Below are 20,970 nucleotides of genomic sequence, written 5' to 3' on the forward strand. Positions count from 1 at the left end.
GTGAACGTGCCACAGTTTTTCTTAAACAAAAGATTAATTGTTTTGTTGGTTAGTATTATTCTTCTCGTGGCATTGATTGGAATCTCATTGAAAGAACGGAACAGTTTAACATGGCCAGAGCAGTTTGTTAAAGATACTGTCGGTGTTGTAGAACGTGTATTCCAAAAGCCAGCGAAATACGTAGCTGGATTCTTCGAAAATGTAGAGGATGTAAAGCGCACGTATGAAGAGAATAAAGAATTAAAAGCAAAATTAGATAATTATGCAGGTCTATCAGGGAAAGTAAAACAATTAGAAGATGATAACAAGAAGCTACAAGAGCTAACTGGTAAAAAAGAGTTAAATAGCGGGTATACTGAAATTCCAGCTACTGTTGTTTCTCGTAATCCAGATAAATGGTACGATTTAATTGGAATTGATAAAGGGGCACAGCAAGGAATTAAAAAAGATATGGCTGTAGTAACTTCACAAGGGTTAGTTGGAAGAGTGAAAAGTGTATCTCAGTTTACATCATCAGTAGAATTACTAAGTTCTATGAGCCGAACAAATCGTGTTTCTGCTATTGTACAAGGGCAAGAGAAAATCTTTGGATTGATTGAAGGTTATGACAAAGAAAAGCAATTACTTCTTTTCACAAAGATTGGCTCTGATGCACCGGTAGTGAAAGATCAACTAGTTGTAACATCTGGACTGGGTGATATTTTCCCGAAAGGTCTTGTAATTGGAAAAATCGTTGAAGTTCAGCCGGATGCATATGGCTTAACAAAAACAGCTTATGTAAAACCTGCCGCTGATTTAAATGACGTAGAGCATATTACGGTTGCTAAACGTGCAACACCTTCAGCGCCATTAGAATAGGAGGAGAAGAAGAGATGATGAAGATATTAAAAAGAGCAGCTCTTCCTCTTTTGCTCCTTTTTGTGTTTCTATTTGAAAATATGTTTGCTACTGTTGTTCCAACGGATGTGTTTTGGAAAGACAGCATAGCAGCACCGCATTTCTTTATAATCGTCTTATGTTTTATTACAGTGTATTATAGTCCGGTCCAAGGGATTTATTACGGACTATTATTTGGCTTCTTATTTGATACCGTATACACAGAACTTGTCGGGATATATATTTTTGCTTATCCGATTTTAGCTTATTTAGTATATAGTGTGATGAAAGTACTACAATTGAATTTATTTATTGTTGTTTCTATCATATTAGCTAGCGTTGTAGCACTAGAGTATTATGTGTATGGATTCTTAACTTTATTAGGACGTACTCATATGCCAGCGTATGTCTTTTTCACAGATCGTCTCCTTTCTACTTTATTGTTAAATGCTATTTTCTTATTGATAGTTTGTTTCCCACTGAGACGATATATAGTGCGTCTTTCAAAAGCGATGGAAGAAAAAGAAAAAAGGATTTTCTAATTTTATGTCGAATTGAATCGGTGGGGTGAACTTTAGTGGAAGAAAAAAAGCAACAAAATGTAACGATAAAAGGGACAAAAGATGGGATAACGCTTCATTTAGATGATTGTTGTTCATTCTCAGAATTATTGGTGGAATTAGACGAAAAACTTTCTACACATTACTACGATGGTGATGGGCGCTCTTTAATTGAAGTGCATGTGAAAGTAGGAAATCGTTATTTAACAGAAGTCCAACAAGAAGAGATTCGTACGTTAATTCGTAATAAAAAGAATCTTGTTGTGGATTCAATTGAAAGTGATGTTATCACTAAAGCAGAAGCAATAGCTTGGAAAGAAGAAACAGAAATTGTCCCTATTTCCAAAATTGTTCGCTCTGGACAAGTTTTACATGTAAAAGGAAATTTGTTGTTAATTGGAGATGTTAATCCAGGCGGAACGGTTATCGCTGGGGGGAATATTTTTGTCGTAGGATCATTAAGAGGAATTGCACATGCTGGGTATTATGGGGATTCGGATGCTGTAATCGCTGCATCTGTTATGAACCCGATGCAACTTCGAATTAGTGATGTGGCAATGCGGGCTCCGGAAGAGAAAGAAGACGGAGCGGAGGCGGCAGAATGTGCGTATATTAATGAGAACAATCACATTGTTGTCGATCGCCTGCAACTTCTCACTCATCTTAGACCTAATTTAACAAAGTTAGAAAGGGGAATTGTATAGCTGTGGGAGAGGCAATAGTAATTACATCTGGAAAAGGCGGAGTAGGTAAAACTACTACATCTGCGAACATTGGTACGGCCCTAGCGTTATCTGGAAAGAAAGTGTGCTTAATTGACACAGATATCGGTCTTCGAAATTTAGACGTAGTAATGGGGCTGGAAAATCGTATTGTATTTGATCTTGTTGATGTCGTTGAAGGGCGTTGCCGTTTACCTCAGGCTCTTATTAAAGACAAACGTTTTGATGATCTTTATTTATTACCTGCAGCACAAACGAGTGATAAATCAGCGGTAACACCTGAACAAATGGATGAATTAATACAAGTATTACGTCAAGATTATGATTACATATTAATCGATTGTCCTGCGGGGATTGAGCAGGGATTTAAAAATGCGGTAGCTGGTGCGGATAAAGCAATCGTTGTTACGACTCCAGAAGTATCCTCAATGCGCGATGCGGATCGTATTATTGGGCTTTTAGAAAAAGAGGATATTGAACCACCGAAACTTGTTATTAACCGTGTACGTAGTCATATGCTTCATGAACAGGATATGTTAGATGTTGATGAAATTGTACGTACATTGTCAATCGAGCTTCTTGGTGTTGTCGAAGATGACGATGAAGTTATTCGAGCTACAAATACAGGTGAACCTGTGGCGTTGCAACCAAGCGGAAAAGCAGCGTTGGCTTATCGTAATATTGCAAGACGCTTGTTAGGTGAGAATGTACCATTACAAGCATTTGAACAAGAAAAGGTATCGGTATTTGCAAAGGTGAAAAACTTCTTTGGAATCCGTTAAGAGCACTTCGCACATATGCGAGGTGCTTTCTTTTTTCTTCACACGAATATCTTTCTTTCTTAGCTCATACATATGTACAAACTGTATACAACTGTTTCTAATGAAATTAGCTTAACGAAAGAAAGGAGACAGTATGAAGAATAGACGCGTAGAAGAAATTAAAAAGCGGATTGCAAAAAGGAAGGCCGAGCAAGAAAGGATGGAGGAAGAGCAGTATTTTAACGGAGGGAATTTCGATAGTGAAGCGGTATTTATTGAAGATGGAGAAAAGGAAATGCATCCTTTATTTCGAAAGGAAGTCTTTTTCTTCAAAGTTTTATTATCAGCAATATTAGTTCTTTCGGTTGCTATTTTATATAAGAATGCTCCTTCTTCATTCAATGGAGCTAAAGCTGTTACAGAAAAAGTGATGAAAGAGGAATTTCAGTTTGCTACTGTAGCGAAATGGTATGAAAAGCAATTTGGAAAACCGCTCGTATTCTATTCGCCGAACGAGAAAAAAGAAGGAAGTATTCAGCAAAAGGATTATGCAATTCCTGCTTCTGGAAAGGTAATGCAAGGGTTTCAAAAAAATGGCCAAGGTGTATTTGTCCAAACAGCTACAAATGCAAAAGTGGAGTCAGTAAATGAAGGGTTAGTTGTTTTTGCAGGCAAGAAAGAGGAACTTGGAAATACAGTTCAAATTCAACATGCAGATGGTACGGAGTCATGGTATGCAAACTTAAACGATATGTCAGTGAAATTATATGATTACGTTTCAAAGAAACAAAAAATTGGAACGGTGAGTAATGATACAAATGATAAAAATGGAAAGTTTTATTTCGCGATAAAAAAGAATGAAAAATTTATTGATCCGATCCAGGTGATATCATTTGATTAAATATAGGGACGTTTTAACGAAAATTTCCGTGCATCCATTATTTTGGGTTATTATTGTCATTGGTATTTTTACTGCGCGTTTTAAAGAGTTACTACTGTTATTTTGTATTGTTCTTATTCATGAACTTGGGCATGCTTTTGCAGCAGCACACTATAATTGGCGTATAAAAAGAATTCAACTTTTGCCGTTTGGTGGCGTGGCCGAGCTTGAGGAACATGGTAATAAGTCATTGAAAGAGGAACTTGTTGTCGTAATTGCAGGACCGATTCAACATGTTTGGATGATGCTGGTAGGTTATATGTTGTTCGAAGTCGGTTGGCTGAATACAGATTTATATTATTTCTTTATGTGGAATAATATAATTATTTTAGCATTTAATTTACTCCCTATTTGGCCGTTAGATGGCGGGAAAGTATTGTTTAATGTATTATCATATCGTTTCCCTTATTTACAAGCACATGAAAAGATGATGCAATTGTCATGTGTTTTTTTTGGTGTAATATTAGGATGGCAGTTACTCTGGAATAGTAACAATATTATGATGTGGGTACTACTCATATTTTTAGCAGTGTCATTATATCAAGAGTGGAAACAAAGACGGTATGCATTTATGCGTTTTTTATTAGAACGTTATTATGGAAACAAAAGAGGAATCGAAAAGATTGCACCTATTGAAGTGCAAACGGAAGATCGTTTATATACGATCTTCACAAAATTTCGTAGAGGATATAAGCATTCAATTATCGTCCGTGGAAAATATAAAGAGCATTACACATTGGATGAAAATGAATTGCTCTATGCATATTTTACTGAAAAACGAACAACTTCATCAGTTGAAGAATTAATCGGTTAGTGTTGACGATAGCACTAACCTTTTATTATTGTAAAAGCAAAGAAGATTATAAAGTGAGGAAATAATTTTGAAAACGTTATATGTGAATTACGCTGGTTCGGAAAAGCGCGTTGCAATTGAAGAGAAGAAAAAAATTGTTGAGTTTTTATGGAAACGTAATGAAGAGCAAGAGATTGTTGGGCATATTTATGTTGGACGTGTCGTAAGAACAATTGCTGGAATGAATGCAGCTTTTGTAAACATCGGTTTAGAAAAACATGCTTACCTTTCATACGATGATGTACCATCTTCTTATCGTATACATGAAGGGCAAGCGATACTCGTACAAGTTGTGAAAGAGGCAATTGATACGAAAGGGCCTAAATTGACAGCGAATATAGAATTTACCGGGAAATATGTCGTTTATATGCCGTTTGATGAGATGCGCGCTGTTTCTCGAAAAATAAAAAATAATAAAAGAAGACAACAGCTACTCCAAATTGAAATAGAGGGAACGGGGGGATACATTTTCCGCTCTGCTTCTGAAAAAGGAGCAATTGAAGAAATACAAGCTGAAATGCAAGGGTTACAACAGTTGTATGAAGAGTTAAAAAGAAAAGAGGGCCAAGGAAAGGCGCCGTTATTACTTCATCGACCGGCGACCTTTTTAGATCGTGTATTTCAAGAGAATCCAATTGAAACCATTGAAAAAGTAGTTGTAGATACAAGAAGTATAGTAAAAGAATTAGAAGACAAAGTTGGAAAAGAAAAAGTATCTTTTTATAATGAAAAGTCTTCGATGTTTAACCATTTTGGAATAGAGCGTGAAATTGAGAAAGCACTCCAAAAAATTGTGTGGCTTCCAAATGGTGCTTATTTAATTGTAGAACAAATGGAGACGATGACTGTAATTGATGTGAATACGGGCAAGTTTACGGGAAAACAAAATTTACAAGATACAGTACTTCGCACAAATGAGATGGCAGCTGAAGAAATTGCACGCCAATTAAGACTTCGTGATATTGGTGGTATGATATTAATTGATTTTATTAATATGAAAAAAAGAGAAGATAAAGAAAAGGTAAGAGAATGTCTTATAGCTGCTATGCAAGATGACCGCACATATACAAGGGTGCTCGGCTTTACGGAGCTAGGGATTTTGGAAATGACACGTAAACGTAAAAAGCATTCTTTACGGGACGTATTATTAAAAGAGTGTGTACCTTGCAAAGCGACGGGTTATGTGATGTCGCATGAAACAATTGCGTATGAGTTAGAGAGAGAACTAATCACATATGGCAATATAGAAGATGAAGCGGTATTAATCGCTGCGCCTAAAGAACTGCAAAAACAGTTTTTGCAAAAAGAATTACAAAAAAATATTCCATTTGAAATTTATTTCAAAGATGATAATATCGAAAAGTATGCTATCGTTCGTTTTGGAAGTAAAAAAGAAATTGTAGAGCGGAAAAAATAGTTAGCAGAACATTTATTGACAACCGTCTATGATTCATGATAACATCTTTATGTTATAGTTTATAGCACCTAAACGGCTATATGCTACAACCGCACAAGACAGGTTCCCTAAAGGCATTTATGTCTACCTCGTTTTTGGCGAGTCTTAGTAATTAAGAGGAGGTGCAAGTATGTACGCAATTATCGAAACAGGTGGAAAACAAATTAAAGTTGAAGCTGGTCAAGCAATCTACATTGAAAAATTAGATGTTGAAGCTGGTGAAACTGTTACTTTTGACAAAGTTCTTTTCGTTGGTGGCGAAAACGTTAAAGTTGGTAGCCCAGTTGTAGAAGGTGCAACAGTTACTGCGAAAGTTGAAAAACAAGGTCGCGCTAAGAAAATTATCGTTTTCAAATACAAAGCGAAAAAGAACAATCGTAAGAAACAAGGTCATCGTCAACCTTACACTAAGCTAGTTGTTGAAGCTATCAACGCTTAATTCTGGTTAACATGATTAAAATTACGATAAGTCGCACGAAATTAGGAAGTATCCAATCATTTAAAATGACTGGACATGCCGATTATGCGCCACATGGACAAGACCTTGTCTGTGCTGGAACTACAGCGGTTGTGTTTGGTTCTATAAATGCAGTGGAAGAACTTTGTAATGTGCAAGCAACTATTGAACTCGGAAGTGATGGCGGATTCTTAACGTATGAATTGCCTAATGATTTAGACGTTCATACAGCAGAAAAAGCACAAACGCTTTTAGAAGGATTAGTTGTTTCGCTTAAGACGATCGAACTTGATTACGGAAAGTATATCCGTTTAATAGAAAAAGTGCAGGAGGTGTAACGTATGTTAAGATTAGATCTTCAGTTTTTCGCATCTAAGAAAGGTGTAGGTAGTACAAAGAACGGTCGTGACTCTCAGTCAAAACGTCTTGGTGCTAAACGCGCAGATGGTCAAACGGTTACAGGTGGTTCAATTCTTTACCGTCAACGCGGTACAAAAATTTATCCAGGTGTTAACGTTGGTCGTGGTGGCGATGACACTTTATACGCGAAAGTTGACGGCGTAGTACGCTTTGAGCGTCTTGGTCGTGACCGCAAACAAGTGAGCGTATATCCTGTTGCTCAAGAAGCATAAGAACTCACGGAAAACTCTAACCTGAGTGCAGGTTAGAGTTTTTCTATATTAAGGGGTATCTAAATGAATGAAAAATGGACAATTATAGATGCATTGCGCCATTCAAGACATGATTGGCTCAATCGTATGCAGATGGTGAAAGGAAACCTTTCCCTTGGAAAAGTGGAAGAAATTCATAGTCTCATCGATCGTTTTGTCCAAGAAGCGAGACAAGAATCCAATCTGATGGGGCTATCAATGCCTTTATTTTCAGAGTGGATTTTAACATATAATTGGAAACAGCAGCCGTGCTTATTGGAGTACGAAGTATTAGGGAAATTACATAACTTATCTCACTTAGATGAGACTGTATGTACATGGACGAATCAATTTTTCTCGATGCTTCAGCATAGTTTAGACGTATATGTTGAAAATTATGTTTGTATCACAATTGAATGTGACGCGGATAATGCTCGTTTCTTTTTTGATTTTCGTGGTAAGCTAACGAGTGTAGAAGAACTACAGAATTGGCTTGCGACCCAAAACAATAAATGGTATTCCATTTCTTATACAGTGCGAGACGAAGAAGTCTCAGTTATATTACAACCAATTGAAAAAAGTGTGGTGAAATAATGTTTGTAGATCAGGTCAAGATATATGTAAAAGGCGGCGACGGTGGTAACGGTATGGTTGCGTATCGTCGTGAGAAGTATGTACCAAAAGGTGGCCCAGCAGGTGGCGACGGCGGTAAAGGTGCAGATGTTGTTTTCGTAGTTGAGGAAGGCTTACGTACATTAATGGACTTCCGCTACCAACGTCATTTCAAAGCTGATCGCGGTCAGCACGGAATGAGTAAAGGTCAGCACGGACGTAAATCTGAAGATTTACTTGTAAAGGTTCCACCAGGAACAGTAGTAAAAGATGAAAAAACTGGTCAAATTCTTGCCGATTTAGTAACGCATGGACAAACTGCTGTAATTGCAAAAGGTGGCCGCGGTGGCCGTGGTAACTCACGTTTTGCAACAGCTACGAACCCAGCGCCAGAAATCGCTGAGAACGGGGAACCAGGTCAAGAGCGTGATGTTATTCTAGAACTTAAAGTACTAGCAGACGTTGGACTTGTTGGATTCCCAAGTGTAGGTAAATCTACATTATTATCTGTTGTATCATCAGCGCGTCCGAAAATTGCAGAGTATCACTTCACAACAATCGTTCCAAATCTTGGTGTTGTTGAAACTGGTGATAACCGCAGCTTCGTTATGGCTGACCTTCCAGGACTAATTGAAGGCGCACATGCTGGCGTCGGACTTGGACACCAATTCTTACGTCATATTGAGCGTACACGTGTAATCGTGCATGTTATTGATATGTCTGGTTTAGAAGGCCGTGATCCATATGAAGATTACGTAACGATTAATAATGAATTAAAAGAATACAATCTTCGCTTAACTGAGCGTCCACAAGTTGTTGTTGCAAACAAAATGGATATGCCAGATGCAGAAGAAAATTTACAAGCATTTAAAGAGAAAGTGGGAGACGAAGTAAAAATCTTCCCAATCTCAGCTGTAACAAGACAAGGGGTTCGTGACTTACTGTTTGAAGTAGCGAACTTAATAGAAACAACACCAGAATTCCCAATACATGAAGTTGCGGATGAGTCTGATACAAGTGTAATGTACAAATTTGATACTGAAGGTGTTAAATTTGAAATTACACGTGAAAGTGATGGCACGTTTGTTATCTCTGGTTACGATATCGAGAAAACATTCAAGATGACAGACTTCTCACGTGATGAATCTGTACGTCGTTTCGCTCGTCAAATGCGCGGAATGGGTATTGATGAAGCGCTTCGTGCACGTGGTGCAAAAGACGGAGATATTGTAAAAATTCTTGAATATGAATTTGAATTTATCGATTAAGACTGCCGAAATACGGCAGTCTTTTTTTATATCGTAAAAATAGGATTTATATAGGAAAAAATCCCCACTAATTAAATTTTCAATTTATAATAAAAAGGGGAGTGGTTTTAGAAGAATTTTTTTATGGGGAGAAAACGAACATGTATAAAATATTAATTGTAGAAGATGATGAGAAAATCGCGGGAATATTAGAAGAGCATTTAGAAAGGTATGGCTATCAATCATTTAGAGCAAGTGATTTACGTCAAATAAAAGATGAGTTTGTAAAAGTGAATCCTCATCTTGTGTTACTTGATATTAATTTACCGTACTTTGACGGTTTTTATTGGTGTCGTCAAATTCGTACTGTATCGAATGCACCAATTATTTTTGTTTCTGCAAGAACAGGAGAAATGGATCAAGTAATGGCGATTGAAAATGGCGGCGATGATTATATTACGAAGCCATTCCATTTAGATATCGTAATGGCAAAGGTGAAGAGTGCACTTCGCCGTGGTTACGGAGAGTATGCTTCTGCCGCTGAGAGTGATTGTTTAGGTGTAAATGGACTGTTGTTATTCCCGTCTCAGCATATTGTTGAGTGGCAAGGACAACAAACTGAACTGACAAAAAATGAGTTTTACTTATTAGAGTGTTTAATGAAACAGGTGAATCAATATGTAACGCGCGAAGAACTGTTAGAAGCTCTATGGGATGAAGTAGCATTTGTGGATGATAATACATTAACCGTAAATGTAAAACGTGTAAGGAAGAAACTAGAGGAGTTAGGCATTAAAAATGCAATTGTAACGAAACGTGGATATGGTTATGCGCTTTTTACGGAGTGGGGCGAAGGGCATGAAGGTTAAAAATTACCTTATGGACCGCTTTTCTTTAATTCTTTCTTATATTGTTAGCCTTTGTTTATTTGGGCTCGTTTTACAGCTGCAAAGTCTTTTAGAAAAGAAATCCATTGATTGGAGTACGTGGTTATATGGACTTTTATTAGGAACAGTTGTGTTTACTGTATACCTCATTTACGATTACCGAAAACGGAGTGTGTTTTTAAAGAGGATCGAAAAGTATGTTACTGATGGAAATACATTACATGACTCTTTACTTATTGATGAATCTTATACATCAGAGCAAGAAATGGTCGTTGAATCTTTTACGTTATTAAGACAGCAATATATGAATGAAGTTCATAAACAGCATGCGAAAGAGCAACAGCAAATGATATTTATGAACCAATGGATTCACCAAATGAAAACACCAGTATCTGTTATTGAATTATTGCTGCAAAAGTTTGGCAAAGAGCATCGTGAGGCAAGAGCAACAGTTGAAAGTATTCGTGAAGAAAATAACCGTATACTAAATGGTTTAGATTTAGCGTTACATATGGCAAGACTAGAGCAGTTTGCGAAAGATTATAAGATAGAAGTAGTAAATGTTATAGATGTCGTGCGAGGTATTATTAATGAAAATCGGAAATCCTTTATTCAATCGTCTGTATTTCCGAAAGTGATGTTTGAAGAAGATACTTGTATGGTTGCATCTGATAGAAAATGGCTGAGTATTGCTATAGGTCAAATTGTTGTAAACGCAATCAAGTATACAAAAATTTCAGCGGCAGAGAAAAAAGAAATTCAATTTCAAATTGAAGAGAAAAATCAAAAGGTGTTATTACATATTAAGGACAATGGAATTGGTATTCCAGAGCAAGACGTAAAGCGCATATTTGATCCATTTTTTACGGGAATAAATGGACGTAAAACGAGAGAAGCGACTGGGATGGGCTTATATATTACGAAGGAAATTTGCGATAATTTACATCATGGAATGTATGTCCAATCGGCTGAAGGAGAAGGGACAACATTCACGTTCCAATTTGCAAAAGATGAAGAATATCATACATTGATGAGAAAAATGACAAAACTGTAAGATAACAAAACGTTTTGTAAGGGAAATCACTCGTTTCTTTTTCTTATTTTTCTTATAGTAAATGTAAGAAGAAAACACGTAGGGGGATTAGAAATGAGTGTTCTTGAAGTAAAAGGATTAACGAAGGTGTACCAATCAAAAGGTTCAGTAGCGACGACTGCTTTAAACGATATAAATTTTAAAATAGAAGAAGGCGAATTTGTAGGGATTATGGGTCCTTCAGGAAGTGGGAAAACGACGCTTTTAAATTTATTAGCAACAATTGATAAGCAAACTTCAGGTCATGTGCTTGTAAATGGTGAAGAAATTAATCAAATGCGTGCTGCAAAATTAGCGGAGTTTCGCCGTACACATTTAGGGTTCATCTTCCAAGATTTTAATTTACTTGATACGTTATCCATTAAAGAAAACATTATTTTACCACTTGTAATGGCGAAGAAATCTGTAAATGAAATTGATGCGAAAGTACTGGAAATTGCGAAGTTTTTAAACATCGAAGAAATTTTAAATAAAAAAGTATACGAAGTATCTGGGGGACAACAACAACGTGCAGCAGCAGCGAGAGCAATCATTCATGAACCGACGTTAATTTTAGCAGATGAGCCAACTGGAAACTTAGACTCGAAGTCAGCAAAATCGCTAATGGGCGCTCTGCAAGATTTACACGAGCAAAAGAAAGCAACGATTGCAATGGTTACGCACGATCCAGTAGCGGCTAGTTATTGTGAACGTATCCTTTTCATACGCGATGGAGAAATTTTCTCGGAAATACATAAAGGAAGAACGAAACAAGCCTTTTTCCAAGAAATCCTGGACGTACTTGCGATGCTAGGAGGAGAATATCATGAACTTTCGCCAGCTCGCGCTTAATAACGTAAAAGGAAATTGGCGTAACTATAAAGCGTTTCTTATAAGTAGTTGTTTATCGATTGTCGTATTTTTCATGTATGCTTCTTTTATTTATCATCCAGATGTCGTAAGCGGTAATATTAGTATGAGAAAGATGATCACAAAAGGATTAGAATCGATGAATTATATTGTGGTCATCTTCTCGGCACTCTTTATTTTATATGCAAATTCAACGTTTTTACGAGCAAGAAAAAAAGAGTTTGGTCTACTAACATTAATAGGCGGAACGAAATCGCAGCTCGGCCGAATGATTATATTAGAGCAACTGATGTTAGGTAGTATTGCAATTGTAGTTGGTATTGGGGTTGGGATGCTTTGTTCAAAATTATTTTTCCAAGCGTTAAGCGTATTATTAAAAATAGATAAGACACTTCCACTTGTTTGGAATAGTAAAGCAGTTCTTATTACAGCTGGTGTATACTTTATTCTATTTTTAATCCTATCATTGTTTAGTGTTTGGACAGTAGGACGCTTGCAAATTATTGATTTATTAAGAGAGGCAAGAAAGCAAAAAGTAGAGCCGTTTGCATTTACATGGTTATGTGTAGTTGGTATAGGATGTATTATTGTTGCATATGTACTTAGCTTCCAAGTAACGTTTCTGAATTTCCTCATCCTTTTTTTACCGGTGGTGGGACTGACAATTGGCGGAACGTATTTACTATTTACACAAGGTAGTACAGTTGTATTAAAAGCATTACAAAAAAGAAAGCAATCTTTTTATACGTACCCAAATATGTTCGTCCTTAGCAACCTTATTTATAAAATGAAAGATAATGCTCGTTTTCTATTTGTAATTTCTATCATTACGGCGGTAGTATCTTCAGCGGTGGGTACACTGTACGTATATTTTGAAAATATGAGTGCGAAAACGGTAGAACTTACACCACATGCTATTTCATATGAGGAAAAGGGGTTAAATACGCATAACCTTATTAATGAAGAAAAGGTACAGGAGCTTGTGAAGAGACACGGGTTTGAAGATGCGCGAAAAGTAACATACGTTAAACTACCGGCAACACAGAAAATAACGTTGTTTAATAGTGAACATGAAGTACCGATGACGATTATTTCAGAAAAAGAATATAATGCAGAAGTGCGCAAACAAAAGAGAGAGCAACCTACAGAAGTTCATAATGCACCAGGTAGTGCAACGATGGTTATGGTTGATATGTCAAATGAACTGATGAAGATAGATCGTACGAAATCGTATGAATTTACAATTAATGGACAAAAGCAGTCTGTTCAATTAAATAATCCAACGCAGTATTCTGTTTTTAATGATAGTGAATATCTCATTGTAAATGATCAAGATTTTGAGAAATATGCAACACTCGTACCAGATGAAGAAAAGACAAAATATTACGGTTATTATATTGAGGATTGGAAAAGTACAGAAAACCTTGTATTAGATTTGAAAAATGAAATTGTACCAGAAAAGCAAGGGGAATTGAGAAATTCAGTGTTTGCGTATAAGGATATAAGAGAAGGTGGAGCAATTACAATGTTCATCGGTTTCTTCGTAGCGGTACTGTTCTTCTTCTTCGCTTGTAGTATGACATACTTTAAATGGTTTAACGATAAAGAACAAGATCGTATTCAATTTAAATCGTTAAAGAGAATTGGTATGACAGATAAAGAAATTCGCAAAATTGCGATTCGACAAATGGGAGTTATCTTCTTTATCCCAATTTTAATCGGTTCCATTCATAGTGGATTTGCTCTTCATACGTTAGGAAAAATGCTTTATATTAATTTGTGGAAATCAGGTGCGCTTGTAATTGGAGCATACATTTTAGCTTCTGCCATTTACTTTATGATCGCGCAAAGAGGATATTTAAAACACGTAAAAAGCTAGGGGAACCTCTAGCTTTTTGCCTATGTAGTAAGTTACAGGAGGACGATAGATGAACATTCGGCAACTAGCGCTGCAAAATATAAAAGGAAATTGGCGTAATTATAAAGTGTTTTTCTTAAGTAGTTGTTTTGCAATATTTGCTTCTTACGCATATATGTCTGTCATTGTGCATCCATATATGCAAGAGACGATGTGGTATCAAAACGTACGCTGGGGACTTATCATATGTAATGTTATAATCATTTCTTTTTTCGTCATATTTATTTTGTACTCTACTTCTATTTTCATAGAAGCACGTAAGAAAGAATTAGGGTTATATATGTTAATGGGAGCAACGAAGTCTAACGTAATAGGAGTGATTATGACCGAGCAAATTTTAATCGGGGTCTTCGCGAATATTTTCGGTATTGGGCTTGGTATGATATTTTTAAAGCTCTTTTTTATGGTATTTAGTATGTTACTGGGGCTTCCGAAAGAACTCCCTGTCATATTTGACGTAAGGGCGATTGGTGTAACATTTATTACATATATGGTCGTTTTTATTTTGTTATCTTTTATAAGTGCTTTACGTATATGGAATATAAAAATCATTCGGTTATTGAAAGAATTTCGAACAGATAAAAAAGAGAAGAAAACATCAAAGTGGCTCTGTTTATTCGGTTTTGCTTGTTTAGTGGGCGGGTATGCATTGGCGCTACAAGTGACGATGGCTACGATAGCGATATACTTTTTCCCTGTGTCTATACTTGTCTTTTTTGGAACGTACTTTTCTTTTACACATGGAGCTACCCAAGTGTTAGAAATAATAAAGAGAAATAAAAAGATTATGTATACATATCCTTATTTATTTATAGTGAATCAATTGTCACATCGAATGAAGGAAAATGGTCGCTTTTTCTTTCTGATGTCTATGGCAACGACGTTTGTAGTTACAGCAACAGGTACGGTGTTCTTATATTTTTCTAGCATGCAAGATATGTGGCGAACTGGAGGGGTACACTCGTTTTCGTACATAGAAAAAGGTATTTCTACTCATGAAGTCTTTGAGGAAGGTGCGGTTGAAAAATTACTGCATCAATATGGGTATGACGATTTTCAATATATGAGTTTTGTTGGAGTGTATGCATCCTTTCAGTCTAGTAAAGGAGAAACAACAATAGTACCGCTTATAAAAGAAAGTGAACATAACCAAGAAGCAAGGAAACAAAAACAGAAAACGTATCGTCCTAAAAAAGGTACAGTGACACTCGTTTATTATAATAAATACAATAATTCGAATGTATATAATCAAAAAGAGATTCAATTGCAAGTAATGAATCAACCATATCAATTCGTATTTAACGGTCAGAAAGAAGGGGTTCAATTTAACCATCACCCTTCGTACATTAATGGTCTGTTCTTCGTTATGAATGATGAAGATTTTGATAGTATAGCAAATCAGGTTCCTGATTCTGAAAAAATGATATATAGAGGCTACACATTACCAAATATCGAAAAGACGAAGAAATTAAATGAAGATTTACGGAAACATATGAAACAAGATAATAATAATGCATTTCGAAGCAATATGGAGTTGTATGTAAATATGAAAGAAGGCGGCGATATTACTCTATTTGTAGGCTCATTTATTAGTATATTATTCTTTCTTACTTCATGTAGTATCGTTTATTTTAAATGGTTCCATAATATTGCATCGGACCGAAAGCAGTATGGTGCACTCTCTAAACTTGGAATGACGAAGGAAGAAGTATGGAAAATTTCTCGTTGGCAATTATGTATGCTATTTTTTGCGCCAATTATAGTAGGGAGTATGCATAGTGCAGTTGCGTTATATACGTTTCATAATACGCTTTTTATGGATGGATCATTAAGAAAAGTAGGTTTGTTCATTCTGTTTTATATCGCAGCATGTATCATTTATTTCTTCTTCGCTCAAAGAGAATATAAGAAACATTTAGACTAGCGAACGCTAGTCTTTTTTTTAATATTCGAAATTTACATAGAAGAATATAAAAAAGTATGGTATAACAGTAAGAAAACGAAAAAGAGGGGAAAAGACGATGATTCGAGTAGGATATTTAGGACCAGAAGCAACATTTACAAATATGGCGGTGAGTCGTTTTTTTCCGGAAGCAGAGCATGTACCATATCGAACGATTCCAGATTGTATAGATGCAGCTGCAAATGAAAATGTAGACTTCGCAGTTGTACCGTTAGAAAATGCAATAGAAGGTTCAGTGAATATAACGGTTGATTACCTTGTACATGAGCAGCCGCTTTCCATTGTAGGAGAAATTACAGTACCAATTCAGCAGCATTTACTTGTACATCCGCAGTATGCAGAAGTGTGGGATGAAGTATATGCAGTGCATTCTCATCCGCATGCCATTGCACAGTGCCATAAATTTTTAAATGAAGAATTAAAAGGAGTAACTGTTCGAGATATGACATCTACAAGTGCTGCTGCGCAATATGTGAAAGAACATCCTGAAGAGAAAATTGCCGCTATTGCAAATGAAGCGGCTGCAGAAAAATACGGATTAACAATTGTGAGACGTAGTATTCATACGCATAAAAATAATCACACACGTTTCTTGGTACTCCATAAGAAAAAGAAAGCAGTACTCCCGAATAACGGAGAGAATCGCGGAGAGAAAACGACGCTTATGATAACGTTACCTGCAGATTATGCAGGTGCCCTATATCAAGTGTTATCAGCTTTCGCATGGAGAAAATTAAACTTATCAAAAATCGAATCGCGTCCGATGAAAACAGGTCTTGGAAATTACTTTTTCTTAATCGATGTTGATAAAGCATACGATGACGTATTATTGCCAGGCGTAACGATGGAACTTGAAGCACTCGGTTTTTCTGTTACTGTGCTGGGGAGTTATTCTTCTTATTGGTTGTAAGATGTAGATGGAATGTTGGTATTTGTCTAATCGTCAATATCATTTCATTGCCTAGTATATTTTTTAATAGATTAATAAAATCCCACCTGCAGAAGGTGGGATTCTTTATTTTAACTTCGCAAGACGATCTTCTAACTGACCACGCCAAATATCAGCTAGTTCTGAAACAGCAAGAATTTTTTCAATACCATCTTTATCTTTTCTATTATGAAAATAAATTTCGTTAGAGAACAAGACAGAAACATTGCTCGGTTGACGTTCTAGTAATGTAATTTTAGAATCTTTACGTACAGTACCTTCTTGAAGAACGCGGCATAGGTAGCCTGTAAATCCAGTTGCTACAATGCGTGGCAGTATGCCAGGGATGCCAAGGCGTTTTGAAATAGTGCTACAAGGAACGCGAGCTTGTGTCACTTGAATGATTGCTCCACCTAGTTGATATGTATCTCCAATGCAAACATCACGCTCTAACATATTTGTTACGGTAATGTTTTCGCCAAATGTGGAAGCTGGTAGCGTAGTTTGAAATTCCTCTTCCCATAGTGCGTAATGCTCGTGTGGGTATACACAAACAGCTCGATCAGGACCGCCGTGATGTTTTAAATCCGCTACGTCATCACCACGAAATCCGTCTTTTGAGAGAAAGGCCTCTTCTGTAGGATCTTTACATATACCTGTTATCATTTCTTTATCTTCGCCATATTTCATTTGTTTCGGTTTACCAGTACTAAAGTGAACGAGTTCAATTCCCATATTTGATCTCCTTTACGATTGATTACAATATTATAGCATTAAAAAAGCACAGAGAATGATAAAAACTCTGTGCTTTACATTAATAAACGAGAAATCCTGCTTTATCTAACGCCTCACAAGCAGCATCTAACTTCTCTTTAGAATCTGCTTCAATTGTATGTAAGTGAATACCGTCTGTTAGTTGCGATAGATAGGAAGCATTTGTGTTTTCGATTTTTTGTAAATATTGCTCTACATCAAATCGATTACTTACCATAATTGATGCTGTTAAGTCGCCGTATACAGGATGCTCAACTTTTACGTCTTTAATCGTAACGCCATGGTCAACAAGCATTGTAAGTTCTTGACGTACTTCTGCTGGTTTGTGCTGGCATACGATTACGCGTTCGAAAGCTTGTTGTTTTTCTTGTGGCTTTAAATATAAATAGCCTTGAGCAGTCGCGATAATTGGTTCGTTTCGTGCTTTAAGCAAGGAAATATCTTGTACGATAACTTGTCTACTTACGTTTGTCTTCTTCGATAGTTCATTCCCAGATAACGGCTCATTTGCAGCGAGAAGCCACTGAAGGATAAGCTGTCGTCTTTCTTCGCCTAAAATCTTTTTTTGGTCATTTTGTTTCATTATGATTTAACACCTCTATAAAATTGATTTCCAATTGTGTGTAGTGCATGAATAGTAGTATCAATTTGATCTTTCGTTGTTTGTTGTCCGAAAGAGAAGCGGACATATTGTTTGGCCTCTTCATACGTTTTTCCAATTGCAAGCATAGTTTTCGAAGGTTCTTGTTTACCGACTTGGCAAGCACTTCCGGTGGAAATGGCGATACCATGGCGATTACATTCTAGCATAGTATATTGACCTTCTATTCCTTTTATTGTAACCCCAACAATATGTGGTAAACAAGAAGTAGAATGACCTTCTACTTCAATTTCTAGCGGAAGTGTTTGTATTTGCCCTAAAAAGTAGGAGCGTAACTCTTTAAAACGTAAACTTTCTTCCCATTGAGTTTTTAATATATTTTCAGCAGCTGTTAAAAAAGATGCGATGCCGGGAACGTTCACTGTACCTGGGCGAAATCCCTTTTCGTGAGAAGTTCCCGGGAATACTTGCTCCCAGCGAGATTGCGGATTTATGTAGCAAGCGCCGACACCTTTTGGTCCGTATATTTTATGTGCTGAAACAGAAAGACTATCAATCCCCATCTCAAAAACATGGATAGGCAGTTTACCAAACGTTTGCACACAATCCGTATGAAATAAAACATTATATTTTTTTAAAAGTGCCCCGATTTCTGTAATGTTTTGAACGGTTCCGATTTCAGAGTTTCCATGCTGTATACTTGCTAGCACAGTATCTTCTGTAATAGCTGCCTCTAAATCTACTAAACAAATGAGTCCATTTTTATCAACAGGAATTTCAGTGATCGTATAGCCTTTTGATTTTAGAGATTGAAAATAACTTCGAATGGATGCATGTTCCATAGGTGTCGTAATAATATGCTTCTTAGTTCGGGGATTTAGAAGTGATTGGATCGCAAGATAGTTTGATTCCGATCCGCCACTTGTGAAAAATACTCCTTGTTCTTTTCCTCCAATCATTTCCGCAAATGTTTTTCGGCAAACTTGTAATAAAGAAGCAGCTGTTCCTCCAATATCATGTAAACTTTGTTCATTTCCGAAGTATTGCGACGCTGCTTTCATATATGTTTGTAACGCTTCCTCGCTCATAGGTGTAGTAGCTGCATAGTCAAGATATATCATCATATAAGTTCCTCTCTCTAGTAAGAGTTACATTTCTTTTATTTTTTAAATGGTAGTGAAAATAAGAATTATAAAAAAACTCTTGTCATTATTTTAAAACTATGTAAATATAGGTGTCAAGACAGTTGAAAAGTGTAAAGTAGGAGGCAACAATTATGCCAAGCGCAGATGTCTTAATTATTGGAAGTGGCGTTGCGGCACTTCGTGTTGCAAAAGAGATTTGTCACGAAAAGAATGTGATTATTATCACAAAGGAGACGAAACGTAATAATAATACACATTTAGCTCAAGGTGGAATTGCCGCAGCGGTAGCTACCTATGACAATCCTAATGATCATTTTGAAGATACATTAGTAGCAGGTTGTCATTATAACAATGAAGAAGTGGTCCGTTATTTAGTCGAGGAGGGACCGAAAGAAATTAATAACCTTATTGAAAGAGGAATGAAATTTGATGGGGATGAAACAGGTCCTCATCTTGGAAAAGAAGGAGCGCATCGAAAACGTCGTATTTTACATGCAGGTGGCGATGCAACAGGAAAGAATTTATTAGAGCATCTTATTCAAGAAGTAGCTCCATACGTTACGGTAGTGGAACAGGAAATGGTGCTCGATTTTATTATAGAAAAAGATAAATGTGTTGGGGCTTTAACTCGCAACAATAAAGGAGAATTGAAACGTTACAATGCAGATTATACGGTGTTAGCTTCAGGCGGTATTGGCGGTTTATACGCCTTTACTTCTAATGATGAGACGATTACAGGCGATGGACTTGCAATGGTGTACCGTGCAGGCGGAGAGCTTGTAGATTTAGAGTTTATACAATTTCATCCGACGATGTTATACGCGGGTGGGCGTTGTTCCGGCCTCGTGTCCGAAGCTGTTCGCGGAGAAGGAGCTGTCCTTATAAATGGAAAAGGGCAGCGTTTTATGATGGATATACATTCCGAACAGGATCTAGCACCTCGTGATGTAGTCGCACGGGCTATTCATGAACAGCTACTTGCGGGTGAAAAAGTGTACTTAAACATCGAAATGATTCAAAACTTTGAACAACGCTTTCCGACCGTGTCATCGATATGTAAAACAAATGGAGTCGATATAAATAAAAAACTTATTCCAGTCGTGCCTGGTACTCATTTTCACATGGGCGGCGTGAAAACGAACTGTGATGGAGAGACGTCTATTCCGAACTTATACGCAGTCGGTGAAGTAGCTTGTAACGGAGTTCATGGTGCAAATAGATTAGCGAGTAATTCATTATTAGAAGGTCTTGTGTTTGGAAAAAGAATCGGACGACACATTTTATCTAGAGAGACAAAAGAAAAGGTGAACATGCTAGCTGAAAAGGAAGCAAAGTTCATCGTTCTGAATCATTTACCGACGAAAGAAGAAATACAAAAATGCATGATGAAATATGTTGGGATTGTGCGAACAGAGCAAAGTTTATCTTATGCGAAGAGATGGTTTAGTAAGTATGGTGTTCGAAATATGATATTACAACATGATGTTCTTACGAATGAAGAGATAACACTTATTAATATGTTAACGGCTTGTGAGCTTATAGTTGTGTCAGCCTTGCAAAGAGAAGAAAGTATTGGCGGGCATTACCGGAGTGATTATCCAGATAGAAATATAGGAAAGAAAGAGATTGTTCGAGTAAAGAGAAAACTACAACTTGTGTGATGAGGGGAAGAGAGGCT

General features: G+C 36.7%; 22 protein-coding genes and 1 other annotated feature. Of the genes, 19 read left to right on the forward strand and 3 right to left on the reverse strand.

The genetic code is table 11. The features are described from left to right. Nucleotides 1–6 precede the first annotated feature (6 nt). From mreC to pheA, 18 genes are all read left to right on the forward strand, one after another. Nucleotides 7–858 (forward strand): rod shape-determining protein MreC, encoded by an 852-nt coding sequence (gene mreC / locus ES895_RS01690; protein ID WP_001135490.1) that lies wholly within the window; start codon nucleotides 7–9, stop codon nucleotides 856–858. A gap of 14 nt (nucleotides 859–872) precedes the next feature. Then, nucleotides 873–1,418 carry a rod shape-determining protein MreD gene (mreD, locus tag ES895_RS01695; protein ID WP_000975766.1) on the forward strand — a complete coding sequence of 182 codons (546 nt, stop codon included), beginning with the start codon at nucleotides 873–875 and terminating at the stop codon, nucleotides 1,416–1,418. 35 nt (nucleotides 1,419–1,453) lie between these two features. After that, nucleotides 1,454–2,140 carry a septum site-determining protein MinC gene (gene minC, locus ES895_RS01700; protein WP_000391525.1) on the forward strand — a complete coding sequence of 229 codons (687 nt, stop codon included), beginning with the start codon at nucleotides 1,454–1,456 and terminating at the stop codon, nucleotides 2,138–2,140. 2 nt (nucleotides 2,141–2,142) lie between these two features. Further along, nucleotides 2,143–2,940, forward strand: a complete 798-nt coding sequence (minD, locus tag ES895_RS01705; protein ID WP_000503309.1) for a septum site-determining protein MinD — start codon at nucleotides 2,143–2,145, stop codon at nucleotides 2,938–2,940. Nucleotides 2,941–3,073: 133 nt separating this feature from the next. Then, entirely contained in the window at nucleotides 3,074–3,820 is a 747-nt protein-coding gene (spoIVFA, locus tag ES895_RS01710; RefSeq protein ID WP_000797471.1) for a stage IV sporulation protein SpoIVFA, read from the forward strand. Then, a complete protein-coding gene (gene spoIVFB / locus ES895_RS01715; RefSeq protein ID WP_000599056.1) occupies nucleotides 3,813–4,673 on the forward strand; it encodes a stage IV sporulation intramembrane metalloprotease SpoIVFB in 861 nt (286 codons plus the stop codon). Before spoIVFA ends, spoIVFB begins: the two co-directional genes overlap by 8 nt. 67 nt (nucleotides 4,674–4,740) lie before the next feature. Next, the gene (locus tag ES895_RS01720; protein ID WP_000855488.1) at nucleotides 4,741–6,129 is read left to right on the forward strand and encodes an Rne/Rng family ribonuclease; all 1,389 of its coding nucleotides are present in this window, start codon (nucleotides 4,741–4,743) and stop codon (nucleotides 6,127–6,129) included. A gap of 77 nt (nucleotides 6,130–6,206) precedes the next feature. Continuing rightward, nucleotides 6,207–6,284, forward strand: a sequence feature (ribosomal protein L21 leader region). Nucleotides 6,285–6,298: 14 nt separating this feature from the next. Beyond that, on the forward strand, nucleotides 6,299–6,607 hold the full coding sequence (gene rplU / locus ES895_RS01725) for a 50S ribosomal protein L21 (RefSeq protein WP_000270907.1): 309 nt from the start codon (nucleotides 6,299–6,301) through the stop codon (nucleotides 6,605–6,607). A gap of 11 nt (nucleotides 6,608–6,618) precedes the next feature. Then, nucleotides 6,619–6,963 carry a ribosomal-processing cysteine protease Prp gene (locus tag ES895_RS01730; protein WP_002001054.1) on the forward strand — a complete coding sequence of 115 codons (345 nt, stop codon included), beginning with the start codon at nucleotides 6,619–6,621 and terminating at the stop codon, nucleotides 6,961–6,963. A 3-nt stretch (nucleotides 6,964–6,966) separates the two neighbouring features. Further along, nucleotides 6,967–7,257 carry a 50S ribosomal protein L27 gene (gene rpmA / locus ES895_RS01735; RefSeq protein ID WP_000944958.1) on the forward strand — a complete coding sequence of 97 codons (291 nt, stop codon included), beginning with the start codon at nucleotides 6,967–6,969 and terminating at the stop codon, nucleotides 7,255–7,257. Nucleotides 7,258–7,320: 63 nt separating this feature from the next. Next, nucleotides 7,321–7,869, forward strand: a complete 549-nt coding sequence (locus tag ES895_RS01740) for a sporulation initiation phosphotransferase B (protein ID WP_001003584.1) — start codon at nucleotides 7,321–7,323, stop codon at nucleotides 7,867–7,869. After that, nucleotides 7,869–9,155, forward strand: a complete 1,287-nt coding sequence (obgE, locus tag ES895_RS01745) for a GTPase ObgE (protein ID WP_000497128.1) — start codon at nucleotides 7,869–7,871, stop codon at nucleotides 9,153–9,155. The genes ES895_RS01740 and obgE overlap by 1 nt, the downstream gene beginning before the upstream one ends. 140 nt (nucleotides 9,156–9,295) lie before the next feature. Further along, nucleotides 9,296–10,003, forward strand: coding sequence for a response regulator transcription factor (locus tag ES895_RS01750; protein ID WP_001986640.1), 708 nt, complete (start codon nucleotides 9,296–9,298; stop codon nucleotides 10,001–10,003). Continuing rightward, entirely contained in the window at nucleotides 9,993–11,075 is a 1,083-nt protein-coding gene (locus ES895_RS01755; RefSeq protein WP_000865398.1) for a HAMP domain-containing histidine kinase, read from the forward strand. Before ES895_RS01750 ends, ES895_RS01755 begins: the two co-directional genes overlap by 11 nt. 93 nt (nucleotides 11,076–11,168) lie before the next feature. Next, a complete protein-coding gene (locus ES895_RS01760; protein WP_098340799.1) occupies nucleotides 11,169–11,945 on the forward strand; it encodes an ABC transporter ATP-binding protein in 777 nt (258 codons plus the stop codon). Then, nucleotides 11,920–13,842 (forward strand): ABC transporter permease, encoded by a 1,923-nt coding sequence (locus ES895_RS01765; RefSeq protein ID WP_001011424.1) that lies wholly within the window; start codon nucleotides 11,920–11,922, stop codon nucleotides 13,840–13,842. The genes ES895_RS01760 and ES895_RS01765 overlap by 26 nt, the downstream gene beginning before the upstream one ends. Before the next feature lie 49 nt (nucleotides 13,843–13,891). Next, nucleotides 13,892–15,805 (forward strand): ABC transporter permease, encoded by a 1,914-nt coding sequence (locus tag ES895_RS01770; protein WP_098287022.1) that lies wholly within the window; start codon nucleotides 13,892–13,894, stop codon nucleotides 15,803–15,805. 97 nt (nucleotides 15,806–15,902) lie between these two features. After that, nucleotides 15,903–16,754: a prephenate dehydratase gene (gene pheA, locus ES895_RS01775; protein WP_000621701.1), complete on the forward strand. Its 852-nt coding sequence runs from the start codon at nucleotides 15,903–15,905 to the stop codon at nucleotides 16,752–16,754. 105 nt (nucleotides 16,755–16,859) lie between these two features. On the opposite strand, the gene ES895_RS01780 is transcribed toward pheA, so the two are convergent. The 3 genes from ES895_RS01780 to ES895_RS01790 all read right to left on the reverse strand — a co-directional run bounded on the left by ES895_RS01780 (nucleotide 16,860) and on the right by ES895_RS01790 (nucleotide 19,271). Continuing rightward, nucleotides 16,860–17,507, reverse strand: a complete 648-nt coding sequence (locus ES895_RS01780; RefSeq protein ID WP_135238145.1) for an MOSC domain-containing protein — start codon at nucleotides 17,505–17,507, stop codon at nucleotides 16,860–16,862. 79 nt (nucleotides 17,508–17,586) lie between these two features. Further along, on the reverse strand, nucleotides 17,587–18,129 hold the full coding sequence (locus tag ES895_RS01785) for a transcription repressor NadR (RefSeq protein WP_000812240.1): 543 nt from the start codon (nucleotides 18,127–18,129) through the stop codon (nucleotides 17,587–17,589). Further along, entirely contained in the window at nucleotides 18,129–19,271 is a 1,143-nt protein-coding gene (locus tag ES895_RS01790; RefSeq protein WP_016111795.1) for an IscS subfamily cysteine desulfurase, read from the reverse strand. Before ES895_RS01790 ends, ES895_RS01785 begins: the two co-directional genes overlap by 1 nt. Before the next feature lie 152 nt (nucleotides 19,272–19,423). On the opposite strand from ES895_RS01790, the gene nadB reads away from it, so the two are divergent. Beyond that, nucleotides 19,424–20,953 (forward strand): L-aspartate oxidase, encoded by a 1,530-nt coding sequence (gene nadB / locus ES895_RS01795; protein WP_098294936.1) that lies wholly within the window; start codon nucleotides 19,424–19,426, stop codon nucleotides 20,951–20,953. The last annotated feature ends 17 nt before the right edge of the window (nucleotides 20,954–20,970 follow it).

It is taken from the genome of Bacillus sp. 007/AIA-02/001, from assembly GCF_004634455.1.
In the GTDB taxonomy this organism is placed as follows: Bacteria; Bacillota; Bacilli; order Bacillales; family Bacillaceae_G; genus Bacillus_A; species Bacillus_A cereus.

Coding starts and splice junctions, on each gene's coding strand:
- rplU (WP_000270907.1), top strand. CDS start 6,299: ATGTACGCAATTATCGAAACAGGTGGAAAACAAATTAAAGTTGAAGCT.
- ES895_RS01765 (WP_001011424.1), top strand. CDS start 11,920: ATGAACTTTCGCCAGCTCGCGCTTAATAACGTAAAAGGAAATTGGCGT.
- ES895_RS01740 (WP_001003584.1), top strand. CDS start 7,321: ATGAATGAAAAATGGACAATTATAGATGCATTGCGCCATTCAAGACAT.
- ES895_RS01770 (WP_098287022.1), top strand. CDS start 13,892: ATGAACATTCGGCAACTAGCGCTGCAAAATATAAAAGGAAATTGGCGT.
- mreD (WP_000975766.1), top strand. CDS start 873: ATGATGAAGATATTAAAAAGAGCAGCTCTTCCTCTTTTGCTCCTTTTT.
- obgE (WP_000497128.1), top strand. CDS start 7,869: ATGTTTGTAGATCAGGTCAAGATATATGTAAAAGGCGGCGACGGTGGT.
- ES895_RS01755 (WP_000865398.1), top strand. CDS start 9,993: ATGAAGGTTAAAAATTACCTTATGGACCGCTTTTCTTTAATTCTTTCT.
- rpmA (WP_000944958.1), top strand. CDS start 6,967: ATGTTAAGATTAGATCTTCAGTTTTTCGCATCTAAGAAAGGTGTAGGT.
- nadB (WP_098294936.1), top strand. CDS start 19,424: ATGCCAAGCGCAGATGTCTTAATTATTGGAAGTGGCGTTGCGGCACTT.
- pheA (WP_000621701.1), top strand. CDS start 15,903: ATGATTCGAGTAGGATATTTAGGACCAGAAGCAACATTTACAAATATG.
- ES895_RS01750 (WP_001986640.1), top strand. CDS start 9,296: ATGTATAAAATATTAATTGTAGAAGATGATGAGAAAATCGCGGGAATA.
- spoIVFA (WP_000797471.1), top strand. CDS start 3,074: ATGAAGAATAGACGCGTAGAAGAAATTAAAAAGCGGATTGCAAAAAGG.
- ES895_RS01790 (WP_016111795.1), bottom strand. CDS start 19,271: ATGATGATATATCTTGACTATGCAGCTACTACACCTATGAGCGAGGAA.
- ES895_RS01780 (WP_135238145.1), bottom strand. CDS start 17,507: ATGGGAATTGAACTCGTTCACTTTAGTACTGGTAAACCGAAACAAATG.
- ES895_RS01785 (WP_000812240.1), bottom strand. CDS start 18,129: ATGAAACAAAATGACCAAAAAAAGATTTTAGGCGAAGAAAGACGACAG.
- ES895_RS01760 (WP_098340799.1), top strand. CDS start 11,169: ATGAGTGTTCTTGAAGTAAAAGGATTAACGAAGGTGTACCAATCAAAA.
- ES895_RS01730 (WP_002001054.1), top strand. CDS start 6,619: ATGATTAAAATTACGATAAGTCGCACGAAATTAGGAAGTATCCAATCA.